Raw genomic sequence first — 15,405 nt, forward strand, 5'->3', positions numbered from 1 at the left:
ATGGTGCCACGAATGGACGAACGTAAGCTGTGCGCCGTGGAATTCACCGGCTTCGGAGAGCACGCCATCGACTTCTTCGACGGCTTGGTCGTCGACAACTCGAAGGCGTTCTGGGAGGACAACAAGCACGTCTACCAGTCCGACGTGCGCGCGCCCATGGAGGCGCTGCTGGCGGAGCTGGAACCCGAGTTCGGCAAGGGCAAGGTCTTCCGGCCCTACCGGGACGTGCGGTTCAGCAAGGACAAGACCCCCTACAAGGACCACTGCGGCGGTGTGGTCGAACTCGGGCGCGGCGGCGGCGCGCACTACGTCCAGGTCGGCACGGCGGGCCTGTTCGTCGCGGGCGGGTCGTTCGCGATGGCGTCCGACCAGATCGCCCGCTACCGCGAGTCGGTCACCGACGACCTGCGCGGGCAGGCCCTGGAGAAGATCCTGAGGAAGCTCGCCAAGCAGGGCTGGGAGCTGCGCGGCGACAAGCTCAAGCGCGCGCCCAAGGGCGTCGACCCCGAGCACCCGCGCGTGGAGCTGGCCAAGCACAAGCGGCTCTACGTGGCCAAGGTGTGGCCGCCCGACGACACCCTGCACGAGCCGGAGTGCCTGGACCGCGTCCGCACGGCGTGGCGCGAGGTGAACCCGCTGGTCGACTGGTGCGCCGACCACATCGGGGTCACCGAGGTCGGGTTCCGCTGAACGCCCTGCGCGCCACCAGCCACCCCAGCCCGATGCCCAGGACGTCCACCAGGCCGTCCACGACGTCCCCGCCCCGCCCGAGCGCCGTGATCACCGCCTGCAACACCTCCGACACCGCCGCGTAGGCCACCAGCCCGCCCAGCAGCGGCCACACCGGCAGCCGCGCCCACAGCCCCGTGGCCGCCAGCAGGGCGAACAGGAGGGTGTGCACGACCTTGTCCGTGCCCGGCGGGGAGTCCGGCACACCTGACTGCGGGGTGAACAGGACGATGACGCTGAGCAACACCGCGGTCACGAACGGGAGGATTCTGCGGCCCACACCCCAGATTCTGCCTGTTTCGGCGAGATTACCCCCCGGTACATCCTGATCGGTCCAGTGAAGGGGACTACGCTCTCCAGACGTGAGTCGACGCGCGAAGATCGTCTGTACGCTGGGCCCTGCCACCGCGACCGAGGACAAGGTCAACGAGCTGGTAGCGGCCGGTATGGACGTGGCCAGGATGAACTTCAGCCACGGCAGCCATGCCGACCACAAGCAGGTCTACGACCTGGTCCGCGCCGCATCGGACCGCACCGGGCGCGCGGTGGGCATCCTCGCCGACCTCCAGGGCCCGAAGATCCGGCTCGGCCGGTTCGCGCACGGCCCCGTCGAGTGGCGCACGGGTGACGTCGTCCGGGTGACCGTCGAGGACGTCGAGGGCACGCACGACCGCGTCTCCACCACCTACAAGCAGCTCGCGCACGACGCCAAGGTCGGCGACCGGCTGCTGGTGGACGACGGCAAGGTCGGCCTGGTCGTGACCGACGTCGAGGGCCCGGACGTGGTCTGCGAGGTCACCGAGGGCGGCCCGGTCAGCAACAACAAGGGCCTCTCGCTGCCCGGCATGGACGTGTCCGTGCCCGCGCTGTCGGAGAAGGACATCGAGGACCTGGAGTTCGCGCTCAACCTGGGCGTCGACTTCATCGCCCTGTCCTTCGTCCGCTCGCCGGCCGACATCGACCTCGTGCACCAGGTGATGGACCGCGTCGGCCACGGCCGCCGCCCGGTCATCGCCAAGATCGAGAAGCCCGAGGCCGTCGACAACCTCGAGGCCATCGTGCTGGCGTTCGACGGCGTGATGGTCGCCCGCGGCGACCTGGGCGTCGAGCTGCCGCTGGAGCACGTGCCGCTGGTGCAGAAGCGCGCGATCCAGATCGCCCGCGAGAACGCCAAGCCGGTCATCGTGGCGACCCAGATGCTCGACTCGATGATCACCAACTCGCGCCCGACCCGCGCCGAGACCTCGGACGTGGCCAACGCCGTGCTCGACGGCGCGGACGCGCTGATGCTGTCCGGCGAGACGTCGGTGGGCCGGTACGCGATCGAGACCGTGCGCACGATGGGCCGGATCATCGAGGCCGTCGAGACCGAGTCCGTGCAGGTCCCGCCGCTGACCCACGTCCCGCGCACCAAGCGCGGCGTCATCTCCTACGCGGCCCGCGACATCGGCGAGCGGCTCAACGCCAAGGCCCTGGTCGCGTTCACGCAGTCGGGTGACACGGTCCGCCGCCTGGCCCGCCTGCACACCCACCTGCCGCTGCTGGCGTTCACGCCCGAGCAGAGCGTGCGCAGTCAGCTTGCTCTCACGTGGGGCACCGAGACGTTCCTGGTGCCTAAGGTGGACTCGACGGACGAGATGGTCCGCCAGGTGGACCAGTCGATGCTGAACATCGGCCGGTACCAGCCCGGTGACCTGGTCGTCGTCGTGGCAGGCTCCCCGCCTGGCACCATCGGCTCGACCAACCTCATCCGGGTGCACCGCCTGGGGGAGGAAGACCACGCTTAGGGGATGACGTGACCGAGGCTGCCCGTGCCGCCGCTGCCGCCGGCTACGCGGACCTACCGCTGGACACCGACGGCGTACCGCACGGGCAGCCCGTGCTCGACCGACTCGTGGCGCTGCTGGACCTGGAGCGCATCGAGGAGAACATCTTCCGCGGGGTGTCGCCCGCCGAGTCGCCCGTGCGGGTGTTCGGCGGTCAGGTGGCCGGGCAGGCCCTGGTAGCCGCCGGCCGGACCGTCCCGCCGGAGCGCCGGGTTCACTCGCTGCACTCGTACTTCATCCGAGGCGGTGACCCGACCGTCCCGATCGTGTACGAAGTCGACCGCATCCGTGACGGTCGGTCGTTCACGACCCGGCGGGTGGTCGCGGTGCAGCACGGCAAGGCGATCTTCGCCCTGTCCGCGTCCTTCCAGCTCGACGAAGACGGCATGGACCACTTCGAGCCCATGCCGACGGTGCCCTCCCCGGACTCCCTGCCCACCTACGCCGAGTCGGCCGCCGGGTACCTGGAGAAGGTCGGCATGGCGAAGCTGCCGAGGCCGATCGACATCCGGTACGTGACCGAACCGCCGTGGCGGGCGCGTGAGGACGGTCCGGGCGAGGCGCGCAGCCAGGTGTGGATGCGCGCGGACGGCAAGCTGCCCGACGACGACATGCTGCACGTGTGCGTGCTGGCGTACGCGTCGGACATGACCCTGCTCGACTCGGTGCTGGTCCGCCACGGCGTGTATTGGGGCACCGACAAGCTGCTGGGCGCCTCCCTCGACCACGCAATGTGGTTCCACCGCCGCTTCCGCGCGGACGAGTGGTTCCTGTACGACTGCGAGTCCCCCTCGGCCTCGGGCGCCCGCGGCTTGGCCACGGGCCGCTTCTACGCCCAGGACGGCCGCTTGGTCGCGACCGTGGTCCAGGAAGGCCTGCTCCGCTTGGTGCGCTGACTTCGCTACACTCGGTTACCGAAGGAGTGCTCAATGAGAGGTGGGTTCGAGATGAGCGCGATGCTGTGGCCCGACCACCTGCTCACACTCGAAGAGTGGGACGCGCTTCCGGAAGACGAGTTGCACCACGTTGAGCTGGTTGAAGGAGTCCTGCTTGTGGCACCGAGGCCGGCACCGGAGCACCAGTACGCGATCAAGCGCCTATGCATGGTGCTCGACGCACAGCTGCCCGAGGGTGTCACGTCGTTGCCCGAAGTCGATGTGCTGATCAACGCGGTCCAGCCCGTCACCGTACGTGCACCGGACGTAGTGGTTGTCGACATGAAGCGCTTGCTGGAGCGCCCGAAGCGCTTCGACGCCGAAGACATCCTCCTGGCGGTGGAGATCGTGTCCCCAGGGACCGGGCGCACCGACCGCATGGTGAAGCCGCTGGAGTACGCCGACGCCGGCATCCCGCACTACTGGTTGCTCGAACTGGACGACCCGATCACGTTGACCGCATTCGACCTGGTCGACGGTAGTTACAAGGTCGTGGCGAGCGGAACCGGGAAGGTCGAGTTGCCGAGCCCTTTCCCGGCCGTCCTCGACCTTCCCTCGGTGATCACCGGTTAGACCGCAGCGCCTCCCACATCGCCCGCACGTGCTCCTCGCGGGTCGCCTCGGCACCGATGGCGACCCGGACCGCGAACCGGCCGTTCACGGTGGTGTGGGTGAGGAAGGCGGTACCGGCCGCGTTCACGGCGTCCATCGCCCGCCGCGTGGCCTCGTCGCCGTCCCGGTGGGCGATGGTCACGAGGGACAGGGAGCGGGGCACGACCAGTTCCCAGTTCTCGTCCGCCGCCACCCACTCGGCGAGCCTCGAAGCCAGGTCCACGTGTCCGCGCAGGTGGGCGCGCACGCCCTCCAAGCCGTACCAGCGCAGCACCGACCACAGCTTGAGCGACCGGAACCGGCGGCCCAGGGGGATCTGCCAGTCGCGGTAGTCCACGACCGCGCCCGACTCGGTCGCGCTGTTGCGCAGGTACTCCGGCAGGATGGTCAGGGCGTCCACCAGCACGTCCGGGTGCGCGGTCCAGAACAGGGACAGGTCGAACGCCGTCAGCATCCACTTGTGCGCGTTGGCGCAGAACGAGTCCGCCCGCTCGACCCCCGCGAAGACGCCCCGGAACTCCGGGCACAGCGCCGCCGGGCCCGCCCACGCGGCATCGACGTGTAGCCAGATCCCGTGCCGCGCGCACACCTCGGCGATCTCGGCGACCGGGTCGACCGCGCCCGTGCCGGTGGTGCCGATGGTCGCGCACACCAGCACCGGCCGCCGCCCACTGTCCACATCGGACTGGATCTGGCGCGCCAGTGCCGTCACGTCCATGCCGAGCACGTCGTCCACCGCGATCGACCGCACCGCCTCCTCACCCAAGCCGGCCATGCGGGCGGCGCGCTCGATGGACGAATGCGTCTGGGAGGACACGTACACCGTCTCGGTACCGTCCACACCGGACTGCCGCCACTTGCCGGACGACCGGTGCAGCGCGGCGAGCATCGCGACCAACGCGGCCGAGGACGCGGTGTCCTGGATGACGCCGCCGCCGACGAACGACGGCGGCAGGCCCATCGCCCCGACCAGCTCGTCCATCAGGTGCTGCTCGACCTCGGTGGCGGCCGGCGAGGTGGACCACAGCATCCCCTGCACGCCCAGGCCGGCCGAGATCAGGTCGCCGAGCACGGACGGCAGGGACGCGTTGGACGGGAAGTACGCGTAGAAGCCCGGGTGCTGCCAGTGGGTCGTGCCCGGCACGACGACCCGGTCCAGGTCGTCGAGCAGGCCGCCGAAGCCCTCACCCCGCTCCGGGAGCGGCGCGAGCTGCGAGCGGACCCAACCCGGCTCGACCTGGGAGCGCACGGGCAGGTCGCCGACGCGCTCGCGGTAGTCGGCGATCCAGTCGATCACCTCGTGGCCGATGCGGCGGAACTCGTCAGGCTGCATACCCGCACGTTAACCGGCGCACGGCCGGGCTCGTTTGTCGGTGGGCGAACGGTGGCGGTCGGTGATTCACACGCGGCGGCGGCGGTGGGTGGGGCGGCGGTCCGTCGGCGGGGTCAGGGCGCGGGTCTCGACGCGTTCCAGCACGACCGAGCTGGTCAGGTTGCGGACCTCGGTGCGGGAGGCGATCTTGTCCATCAGGAAGGCCTGCAGGTGGGTGCTGTCGGCCACCGCGATGTGGATGAGGAAGTCGGCCGTCCCGCTGACGTGGAACAACGAGCGCGTCTCCGGTTGCGCCATCACGAACGCCCGGAACGCCGCCACCACCGGCCGGGTGTGCGGCCGCACGTTCACCGACACCACCGCCTCCAGCGGCAGACCGGTCGTGCGTGGGTCGACCACGGCGTGGAACCCGGTGATCACGCCCAGGTCCCGCAGCCGCCGCACCCGTTGCAGGCACGTCGAGGGCGCGAGCCCGACCAGGTCGGCCAGGGTCCGGTTCGGCAGGGTGGCGTCGTTCTGCAACTCCTCCAGGATGCGCCAGTCAACCGAATCCAGTTCGGCTACGTCCGTCACAACCGAACACTCTACTGAACCGGTAGCGCGGAACCGAACCTCCATCGTGGACTCTCCGCCGTGCACATCGCCTGGACCTCCTTCCTGCTGGCCCTCGTGGTGATCACGATCGTCCCCGGCCCGGACTTCGTGCTCGTCACCGGCAACGCCGTCCGCGGCCTGCGCCTGGGCGCCCTCACCGCGCTGGGCGTCCTGACCGGCCTGCTCGTGCACGCGACCCTGGCCACGGTCGGCCTGTCCGCCCTCATCGCCGCCGCGCCGACCGCCCTGCTCGTGGTCAAGGCGGTCGGCGCGGTCTACCTGCTGTACCTCGGCGTGATGACCCTGCGCTCGCGCGGGACGGCGGCGGCACCCCCGCGCTCGGACCGGTCGGTGTTCCTGCGCGGCCTGCTGTGCGACCTGCTCAACCCGAAGGTCATGCTGACCTTCCTGAGCCTCGTCCCGCAGGCCATGGACCCGACCGCCCCACCCCTGCCCCAGGCGGCGCTGCTGTCGGCGGTGGCGGTGGGCGTGTTCGCGGCCTTCTGGGCGGTGGTCGTCCCCGTGGCGGGCCGCTTGGCCTCGATCCTGACCCGCCCCGGGGTCCGCCCGATCTTCGAACGCCTCTGCGGCACAGCCCTGATCGGCATGGCAGCCTCGGTTCTGGCCGCCTGAGCCCTTACGCCGCCTGAGCCCTTACAAGGTCCACTTCTGGTTCGCTCCGGTCGTGCAGGTCCAGATCTGCAATCGCGTCCCGTCCGCCGAGTTGTTGTCGGTCACGTCGAGGCACTTCCCGGAGTACTGGTTCACCAGCCGCCCCGACGAGTCCTGCGCCCACTTCTGGCTGCTGCCCGTGTGGCAGTCCCACAGGTGGGTCACGGTGCCGTCCGCCGAGCTCGGTCCGGCGATGTCCAGGCACTTGCCCAGCGCCCGCAGGGTGCCGTCCGAGCCGCGCGTCCAGCTCTGCGCCGCCGTCCCGTTGCACGTGTAGAGCTGCACCGCCGTGCCGTTGGCGGTGCCCGCGCCGGCCACGTCCACGCACTTGCCGGCCAAGCCCGTGATCGCGCCACCCGACGCCGCGGTGCCCGACCAGGTGAACGTCGCCGTAGTGCGCGCGGGCAGGGTGTAGGTGAAGGACTGGTTGCCCCAGTTCACCCGCACCGACTGGGCCGACCCGCCGCCGTTGTGCGCGATGAGGGCCTTGGAGCCGTCCGGGTTGCGCCACGCCACGTTCTGCACGGTGCTGTTCGCCGTCGAGTCGATCCGGTATGCGCCCGGACGCACGAACTTCGTCAGGTGACCGGTCGTGTAGTACTCGATCGTGTAGTCCACCTGACCGGCGCGCGACCCGCCCTCCTGCACGGTGATCAAGCCGGTGCACGTGCCGCAGCCACCGTTGTGCGGACCCATGTTCTGGTTCAGCGCCAACGACCACTTCACCAGGCTGCCGCTCCAGTTGCGGGCGTAGTTGACGATGTCCGCCATGTCCTCGTTGTGCTGATTGGCGATCCACGTGCCGCCGGAGTGCTCGGTGCTGAACTGCTTCACGCCGGGGTACTGGTCGTGCACCTGCGTCCCCACGGCCGGGTCACCGAAGTAGCCGTGCCACGCGATGCCGCCGAAAAGGGGGTCGTTGCGGACGCCGGCGTCGTTGAGCACGCCCGAGCCGAAGTTCGCGTAGTCGCCGTAGTTCCAGTCGTGCACCAGGACCTTGGTCGACAGCCCGGCCGCGCGCAGCGCCGGGTACACGTGGTTCTTGGTGAACTCCACCAGCCCGGACGGGTTCCAGCTCATGCCGGGGTAGTTCATCGCGGTCGGGTTGGACGCCTGGCAGCAGTTCGGCTCGTTCTGCACGGACAGGTAGTCCACGGGGATGCCGGCGGCCTGGTAGCTCTGCACGTACTTGACCAGGTACTGGGCGTACATGGGGTAGTACTCCCACTTCAGCCAGCCCATCTGGTCCATCCGCCCGTTGTCCTTCATCCACCCCGGCGCGCTCCACGGCACGCCTTTCACGCGCAGCGCCGGGTTGAGCGACTTCGCCTGAGCGGTCAGGAGGCGAACGTTCGTGTCGTATCCGTTCGTTCCGAAATCGTTCAGATCGCAGCACGTGTCGTCCAGCGAGACCATCCCCGGCCGGGACAGGTCCGACGCGCCGATGGGGTTGCGCACGAACGACAGCCCGATGCCGTCGACGGGATGGAACAGCTTGCGCATCACGGCGTCCCGCGTGGCGGCGCTGACCGGACCGCCGCGCAGCAGGTAGGCGGTGGTGTCGGTGATGGACGCCCCGCCGCCCTCGAACTGCTGGTAGGTGGTGCCTTCGTTGACGGTGATGGTGTGGGTGGCGGTGCCGCCGCTGGTGCTGAAGGTGAGCGGCGTCTGCTGCTGGAGGCCACGGGTGACCGTCCGGCCCCCGCTGTCGGAGGTGGTGGTGAGCCAGACGTCGACCCGCTCGCCCGCGGCACTGGCGGCAGGGACGGCCAGTGCGGAGGCGAGCACGGCCGCCGCGGCGACCGTGGTGAAGACCCGATGGTGGGAGGGCACCTCGGAACTCCTTTCGGCGAACTGCAACAAATGAAACAAATGTGGAACACGCCCGTACGGAAAAGGAAACAGCGCGCCGAACGCCGGTGTCAAGAGCGGGAAAAAGCCCGGGAAATACCGGGAAACAACGTCAGCGCGCGGGCCCGGTGGAGCCGCGAACGACCAGTTCGGTGGCCAGTTCGACGTGCAGGGCGTCCACTTCGTACCGGTCCAGCAGGCGCAGCAGCAGCGTCACGGCCAACCGCCCCATCTCCCGCACGGGCTGGCGGACGGTGGTCAGTTCCGGTGTCGTCGCGCGGCTCAGGTCCAGGTCGTCGAAACCCGCGATCGACACGTCCCCGGGCACGCTCAGCCCGCGTTCCCGGGCCGCCCGCAACGCGCCCACGGCCATCTTGTCGTTGAACGCCACCAACGCCGTCGGCCGCTCCCGCAGCTCCAGCACGTCCCGCGCGGCGAGGTACCCGTTCTCCTCGGTCGGCTCGTCGACGTGCCGCAGCAGCTCCGGCGAGGGCAGCACACCCACGTCCGCCAACGCCGCCGCATAACCGGCCGCCCGGCTGTCACTGGCCAACCAGTCCCGCGGCCCGCCCAGCACGCCGATCCGCCGGTGCCCCAACTCCACCAGGTGCGCCACCAGCTTCCGCGCACCCGCGAAGTGCGCCGCCGACACCGCCGCCACGTCCCGCGGCAACTCCGTGCGCGGATCGACCACGACGAACGGGAACTTCCGATCCCGCAACCGCACCAGCTGCTCGGCCGGCTCCGGCGGCAGCACCAGCACGGCCCCGGCGACGTCACCCGAACCGAGTGACGGCAGCACGGACGCCTTCTGCGCGGACGTCCCGGCGTCCAGGACCACCCGCCGGCCGTGCTTGCTCAGCTCTTCAGCCACGGACGTGACGATCAGCCCGAAGTAGTCGGTGAGCAGGTACGGACAGCGGACGTGCACCGCGCCGGGACGGGTTCGGCTGCGCGGTCGAGGTGCTTGCGCGCCGAGCCGTTCGACGGCCCGCAGCACCAGCTCACGGGTGTGCTCGGCGACGTTCGCCTGGCCGTTGAGCACCCGCGACACGGTGGCGATCGACAGCCCCGTCTCGGCAGCCACGTCCCGGACCGTCGCCCGCGCCATCCGCACTCCGTTCCACACGATGTTTCAGCATGTTACAGGGCCATCGAACGTTGTGATCGTGATCCCGCGAACTAGGGGCTCCCGACGCGTGCGCACCCGCGTGGAGTTGGGGCAGGCTGTGCAGATGACCACCTCCGAGGCTCCCGCGCGGATCGGCGTCACCGGGCTCGCCGTCATGGGCAGCAACCTGGCCCGCAACCTCGCGCGCCACGGCTTCCGCGTAGCCGTGCACAACCGCAGCACCGCCCGCACCAAGGCCCTGATCGCCGAGCACGGCCACGAAGGCGACTTCGTGCCCGCCGAGACCCTGGAAGAGCTCGTCGCGAGCCTCCAGACGCCCCGGCAGATCATCATCATGGTCAAGGCCGGCGCGCCGACCGACGCCGTCATCGACGAGCTGGTGCCGCTGCTCGAACCCGGCGACATGGTGATCGACGGCGGCAACGCGCACTACGCCGACACCCGCCGGCGGGAGGCCGCACTGCGCGAGGCCGGGCTGCACTTCGTGGGGACGGGCATCTCCGGCGGCGAGGAGGGCGCGCTCAACGGGCCGTCGATCATGCCGGGCGGCTCGAAGGAGTCCTACCAGCACCTCGGGCCGGTGCTGGAGGCGATCGCGGCCAAGGTGGACGGCGTGCCGTGCTGCGTCCACGTCGGACCGGACGGCGCCGGGCACTTCGTGAAGATGGTCCACAACGGCATCGAGTACGCCGACATGCAGCTCATCGCCGAGGCCTACGACCTGCTGCACCGCGTCGGCGGCCAGACCCCCGCCCAGATCGCCGACGTCTTCCGCGGGTGGAACACCGGCGACCTGGAGTCCTACCTGGTCGAGATCACCGCCGAGGTGCTCGGCCACACCGACCCCGACACCGGCGCGGCGCTGGTCGACGTCATCGCCGACGAGGCCGAGCAGAAGGGCACCGGCCGCTGGACCGTGCAGGAGGCGCTGGAGCTCGGCGTCCCGGTCACCGGCATCGCGGAGGCCGTGTTCGCGCGGTCGCTGTCCGGGCGGGTGGACCAGCGGCGCGCGGTTCGCGAGGCGTTCGGCCCCTCGGACGTGCCCTCGCGGCCCGACCAGTCGCTGGTGGAGGACGTCCGGCAGGCGCTGTACGCGTCCAAGGTCGTCGCCTACGCGCAGGGCTTCGACCAGATGCGCGCCGCGAGCGCCGAGTACGGCTGGGACCTCGACCTGGGCGCGATGGCCACCATCTGGCGCGGCGGCTGCATCATCCGGGCCCGGTTCCTCGACCGCATCCGCGAGGCCTACGACAAGAACCCCGAGCTGGCGTCGCTGCTGGTCGACGACTACTTCCGGGACGCCGTGGCCTCCGCCGAAGAGGCGTGGCGGCGGGTCGTGGTCAAGGCCGTGTCGGCGGGCGTGCCCGCGCCCGGTTTCGTGTCCGCGCTGGCCTACTACGACGGCCTGCGCTCCGAGCGGCTGCCCGCGTCGCTGGTGCAGGGCCTGCGCGACTTCTTCGGCGCGCACACCTACCGGCGCACCGATCGGGCGGGCAGTTTTCACACTCTCTGGTCAGGTGACCGGTCTCAGGTGGACGCCTGAGCCCACCGGCTCGACCATGGCCGGGTGCGTGAACGCTTCCGGCGCCACCCCGTCACGGCGGGCTACCTGCTCGCCGTGGCGGGGCTCGCCCTGCTCATGCGGTTCGTGTTCGCGGACGGGATGACCGCGCAGATCCGCGCATCGCTGAGCACCAACCCGGCCAACCTCGCCGACCACCCGGTGAACGCCCTGGTGGGCAGCGCGTTCGTGCTCGACACCGCAGACCCGTTCGTGTTCACGCTGCTGGTCCTGGCGGCGCTCGCCGCGTGCCTGGGCGCGTTCGAGCGCGAAGTGGGGCCGTGGCGGGCGGTCGCGGTCGTGCTGGCCGGGCACGTCGGCGCGTGCCTCGTCGTCCTGGTGGTGATCTCCCGGGGCGCCTACCCCTTCGACCTGACCCACGTGACCGACGTCGGGGTCAGCTACGTCGCCTTCGCCGCCGCCGGCGCGGTGACCGTGCTCCTGCCCGCGGTGCTGCGCGGCCCGTGGATGGCCCTCGTCGTGGCCTACCCCTTGGTGACCGCCGACTGGTACGGCCTGGTGCCCGAGTTCGCCGCGGTCGGACACGTAGCCGCCGCGTTCATCGGATCGGGTTGCGGGGCCTTCGCCGTTCACCGGGTCTACGCGTCGGTCGGGCGGTAAGCCCGTCACCTGCTGTGACGGTCGTGGGGAAGATCAACACGACCGGGTGGAACCGCTGTCAGACGCGCCACATCGTCGTCATGATGGTGGTGACGCGAGCCGCGTGACGCGGGCTGGCGGTCCCCTGTGCCGACCCCATGTGCGCCGACACGGAGGTGCCACCGTGGCGACCCCACACCACCGCGCCGAGGCCGAGCCCACGCTCGACGCCTACCGGCCGCACCGCGTGCCGCCCTTACCGCCGCGCTAGTCCCCCTCGTCCTGCCCCCACTCCGCACCTGCTCGGGCGCGGAGGCGGTGACCCCTTGTCCGCTGTCCGTCGTTCGGAGAGGAAGTCCGATGAACCGACCACGCCCCAACAAGTCCCACGCCGGCGAGCACACCACCGCCGGCCCTCCGCTGACCGCGATCCTGCGCTACGACGTGCCGGCGTCGCTCGTGGTGTTCCTGATCGCCGTGCCGCTGTCCCTGGGCTTCGCCGCTGCGACCGGCGCGCCCCTGATGGCCGGACTCATCTCCGCCGCGGTCGGCGGGATCGTCGCGGGTGCGCTGGGTGGCGCTCCGATGCAGGTCAGCGGGCCGGCGGCGGGCATGGTGCTGATCACCGGCGGGATCATCGCCGAGTACGGGTGGGCCGCGACCGCGATGATCACCGTGGGGGCCGGGCTGGTGCAGGTGGTGGCGGGCTTGACGCGGGTCGGGCGGGTCGCCCTGTCGCTGTCGCCGGCCGTCGTGCACGGGCTGCTCGCGGGCATCGGCGTGACCATCGCGATCGGGCAGCTGGTGGTGGTGCTGGGCGGACAGCCCTCGTCGACGGTGTGGGGGAACCTGTCGCGGCTGTTCTCGCCGGTGGACTTCTCCGCTCTGGTCGTCGGTCTGGTCGCGGTGGCCGTGCTGGTCCTGTGGCCACTCGTGCCGCGCTCGTCGTACGTCCCCGCGCCGCTGGTCGCGGTGCTCGCGGCCACCGTCGTCGGGTCCGGGATGGACGTCGCCCGGGTGGACCTGCCGTCCGGCGCGCTGGACCAGGTCGTGCTGCCGCAGATGCCTTCGGGCACGTTCTGGGGCATCGCGTTCGCCGTGCTGGCCGTGGCGGTGGTGACGGCGGTCGAGTCCCTGCTGTCCGCGGTGGCCGTCGACAAGCTGCACGACGGTCCGCGCGCCGACCTGGACCGGGAGTTGGTGGCGCAGGGCGTGGCCAACGCGGTCGCCGGTTCCTTGGGCGGCCTGCCCGTCAGCGGCGGCATCGCGCGCGGCTCGACCAACGTGGCGGCGGGCGCGCGGACGCGGGCGTCGACCGTGCTGCACGGCGTGTGGATCGCGGTGTTCGTGCTGGCGCTGGGGTCGGTGCTGGAGCTGATCCCGTTGGCCGCGTTGGCGGGCGTGCTTCTGGTCGTGGGCGTGCGGTTGGTGAGCGTGCGGCGGATGCAGACCTTGTGGCGGCACGGGGAGTTCAGCGCTTACGCCGTGACCGGGCTGGGGGTCGTCGCGCTGGGCTTGGTGGAGGGCGTGCTGCTGGGCGTCGCGGCGGCGGCCCTGCGGTCGCTGTACCGGCTGACGCACAGTTCCGTGCGGGTGTTCGAGGAGCCGGACGGGTGGCGGGTCGTCATCCGGGGATCGCTCGTGTTCCTGGGGGTCGGGCGGCTGGTGCGGGACCTGCGCACGATCCCGTTGGGGCAGAAGGTCGTGCTGGAACTGCACATCGACTTCCTGGACCACGGCGCGTTCGAGGCCATCGACGACTGGCGCGCGGGGTACGTGCGGCTGGGCGGCCACGTGTACGTGGACGAGGTGCACGACACGTGGTTCTCCAAGGCCACGCGCGGCATCCCGGCCTTGCGCAAGACCCCGCTGTCCCCGCTGCCCCGCTGGTTCGCACCGTGGTCGCACTGGCAGCGCTCACGCGCGGTGACTCTGCCGCGCCCTCGCGAGGACGCCGACCCGATGATCCGGGGGATGCACGAGTTCGAACGCTCGGCCGCGCCTTTGGTGCGTCCTTTCCTGGCGGAGCTGGCGGTGCGGGGGCAGCGGCCTCGGCAGTTGTTCATCACGTGCGCGGATTCGCGGGTGGTGCCGAACCTGATCACCACGAGCGGGCCGGGTGACCTGTTCTGCGTGCGCAACATCGGGAACCTGGTGCCGGTGGACGGGGATTCGTCGGTGGGGGCGGCGGTCGAGTACGCGGTGGAGGTGCTGGCGGTCGAGACGATCGCGGTGTGCGGGCATTCGGACTGCGGTGCGATGAAGGCGTTGGTGACCGGCTCGGCCCGGCCGGGGTCGCACCTGCGGTCGTGGCTGCGTGCGGCGGAGTCCAGCCTGATCCGGTTCCACGGGCCCGCCGGGTCGGTGGAGGAGTTGCCGGTGGTGGAGCGGTTGGCGGTGGCGAACGTGGCGCAGCAGTTGGAGAACCTGATGACGTACCCGAGCGTGCGGGAGGCCGTCGGTGCGGGGGCGCTGCGGTTGGTGGGGATGTACTTCGACATCTCGCAGGCCCGGGTGTACTTGGTAGACCCGGAACGCGACGGCCTGGAACCGGTGAAGGCGTAGGGGTTGGTGAAGGCGTAGGGGTTGGTGAGGGTCGGCGGTGCTCCGATGTGGATGTCCACCCCATCGGGTGACATGCAGGAATCGCAACGATCCGCTTTTTCGCGCGATACCGTGAATAGGAACGGCGGGCGGGACGGGGGAGGTCGGACGAGGCACCAACCCCGTCCCGCCACCCGGCCGGCCCCACCCCGACCAACCTCACCGACCACCCGTGCCAGCCCAGGCCGCTGACACCCCACCCACCGCGCCCCACGCCGCCCAGGCCTGGAACCCGTCGTCACCCAGCCGCCCCCCGCCCGGCACCTCGGCGGCCCAGCATGTCGGGCGGCCCAGCATGTCGGGCGGCCCAGCATGTCGGGCCGCCCAGCACGTCGGGCGGCCAGCACGTCGGGCGGCCAGCACGTCGGGCGGCCAGCACCGCACCCGGGCCGTCTCGTACCGCGCCCGCAGAGTGGCCGAGCGCCGCTTGGGCAAGGGCGCGCATTGGCTCGGTGGCTTGGGGCAGGTGGCTCGGGCGCGGCGGGTCGGGTTGGCGTGGGGTGCGGTAGGGCGGATTGGCTCGAGGTGCGGTAGGGCGGATTGGCTCGGGCGCGGTGCCTCGGGTGCGTCGGGCTGGCGCGTGGCGGGTTCGCGTGGGGCGGCCCGGTGTGGGGCGCGGCGCGTCGGGTGTGGCGGGCTGGCGCGTGGCGGGCTTGGCGCGGGGCGGGCCGGAGTGGGGCGGCCTGGCCTGGGGCGCGGGGCGGGCTGGCGCCGGGTGGGCTGGGGCGGGGCGTCGGGCGCGGTGGGCCGGATGCGGTGGGTCGAGCTGGCGCAGGCGCGGTGGGTTGGGTCCGCGCGGTGCAGCGGGGTTCTGGTGCAGCGGGGTTCGGCTGGCGCGGGTGCGGCGGTGGTGGGGCTTGGTGCTGGGGCCCGCGGCGGAACCGGCTTCGGTCGGGGGTGCGAGGTCGGTTCCGCCGCGGGGGTGGTCGGGCGGCGCGGTTGGGGGCTTGATTTCG

The 15,405-nt window shown here is 71.1% G+C and carries 13 protein-coding genes; 8 read left to right on the forward strand and 5 right to left on the reverse strand.

Translation table 11 applies throughout. The features are described from left to right. The first annotated feature begins 36 nt into the window (after positions 1-36). Positions 37-690, forward strand: a complete 654-nt coding sequence (locus DFJ66_RS32650; RefSeq protein ID WP_121232070.1) for a DUF2461 domain-containing protein — start codon at positions 37-39, stop codon at positions 688-690. Here the strand turns inward: DFJ66_RS32650 and DFJ66_RS32655 are convergent. Next, positions 668-1,009, reverse strand: a complete 342-nt coding sequence (locus DFJ66_RS32655; protein ID WP_121226961.1) for a VanZ family protein — start codon at positions 1,007-1,009, stop codon at positions 668-670. The two genes, DFJ66_RS32650 and DFJ66_RS32655, sit on opposite strands and share 23 nt — an antisense overlap. Before the next feature lie 82 nt (positions 1,010-1,091). On the opposite strand from DFJ66_RS32655, the gene pyk reads away from it, so the two are divergent. The 3 genes from pyk to DFJ66_RS32670 are packed head-to-tail and all read left to right on the forward strand — an operon-like array spanning position 1,092 to position 4,063. After that, complete coding sequence (pyk, locus tag DFJ66_RS32660; protein ID WP_121226963.1) at positions 1,092-2,516, forward strand: pyruvate kinase; 1,425 nt, start codon at positions 1,092-1,094, stop codon at positions 2,514-2,516. A gap of 8 nt (positions 2,517-2,524) precedes the next feature. Further along, on the forward strand, positions 2,525-3,451 hold the full coding sequence (gene tesB, locus DFJ66_RS32665) for an acyl-CoA thioesterase II (protein ID WP_170199796.1): 927 nt from the start codon (positions 2,525-2,527) through the stop codon (positions 3,449-3,451). Between the two features lie 51 nt (positions 3,452-3,502). Then, the gene (locus tag DFJ66_RS32670; RefSeq protein WP_170199798.1) at positions 3,503-4,063 is read left to right on the forward strand and encodes a Uma2 family endonuclease; all 561 of its coding nucleotides are present in this window, start codon (positions 3,503-3,505) and stop codon (positions 4,061-4,063) included. On the opposite strand, the gene DFJ66_RS32675 is transcribed toward DFJ66_RS32670, so the two are convergent. Further along, the gene (locus DFJ66_RS32675) at positions 4,053-5,435 is read right to left on the reverse strand and encodes a pyridoxal phosphate-dependent decarboxylase family protein (RefSeq protein WP_121226967.1); all 1,383 of its coding nucleotides are present in this window, start codon (positions 5,433-5,435) and stop codon (positions 4,053-4,055) included. The genes DFJ66_RS32670 and DFJ66_RS32675 overlap by 11 nt on opposite strands. Before the next feature lie 66 nt (positions 5,436-5,501). Beyond that, positions 5,502-6,008 (reverse strand): Lrp/AsnC family transcriptional regulator, encoded by a 507-nt coding sequence (locus DFJ66_RS32680; protein WP_121226969.1) that lies wholly within the window; start codon positions 6,006-6,008, stop codon positions 5,502-5,504. Between the two features lie 60 nt (positions 6,009-6,068). On the opposite strand from DFJ66_RS32680, the gene DFJ66_RS32685 reads away from it, so the two are divergent. Continuing rightward, positions 6,069-6,662, forward strand: a complete 594-nt coding sequence (locus DFJ66_RS32685; protein ID WP_121226971.1) for a LysE family translocator — start codon at positions 6,069-6,071, stop codon at positions 6,660-6,662. Positions 6,663-6,683: 21 nt separating this feature from the next. Here the strand turns inward: DFJ66_RS32685 and DFJ66_RS32690 are convergent, their stop codons facing one another. Beyond that, positions 6,684-8,534, reverse strand: a complete 1,851-nt coding sequence (locus DFJ66_RS32690; RefSeq protein ID WP_211351392.1) for a ricin-type beta-trefoil lectin domain protein — start codon at positions 8,532-8,534, stop codon at positions 6,684-6,686. Positions 8,535-8,664: 130 nt separating this feature from the next. After that, entirely contained in the window at positions 8,665-9,639 is a 975-nt protein-coding gene (locus tag DFJ66_RS32695; protein WP_211351647.1) for a LacI family DNA-binding transcriptional regulator, read from the reverse strand. Positions 9,640-9,787: 148 nt separating this feature from the next. On the opposite strand from DFJ66_RS32695, the gene gndA reads away from it, so the two are divergent. The 3 genes from gndA (at position 9,788) to DFJ66_RS32710 (ending at position 14,410) form a co-directional block, all read left to right on the forward strand. Next, positions 9,788-11,227, forward strand: a complete 1,440-nt coding sequence (gene gndA, locus DFJ66_RS32700) for an NADP-dependent phosphogluconate dehydrogenase (RefSeq protein WP_121232074.1) — start codon at positions 9,788-9,790, stop codon at positions 11,225-11,227. A gap of 24 nt (positions 11,228-11,251) precedes the next feature. Then, positions 11,252-11,866 carry a rhomboid-like protein gene (locus DFJ66_RS32705; protein WP_121226977.1) on the forward strand — a complete coding sequence of 205 codons (615 nt, stop codon included), beginning with the start codon at positions 11,252-11,254 and terminating at the stop codon, positions 11,864-11,866. Between the two features lie 339 nt (positions 11,867-12,205). Continuing rightward, complete coding sequence (locus DFJ66_RS32710) at positions 12,206-14,410, forward strand: SulP family inorganic anion transporter (RefSeq protein WP_121226979.1); 2,205 nt, start codon at positions 12,206-12,208, stop codon at positions 14,408-14,410. Positions 14,411-15,405 lie beyond the last annotated feature (995 nt).

Source organism: Saccharothrix variisporea (assembly GCF_003634995.1).
GTDB classification, from domain to species: domain Bacteria; phylum Actinomycetota; class Actinomycetes; order Mycobacteriales; family Pseudonocardiaceae; genus Actinosynnema; species Actinosynnema variisporeum.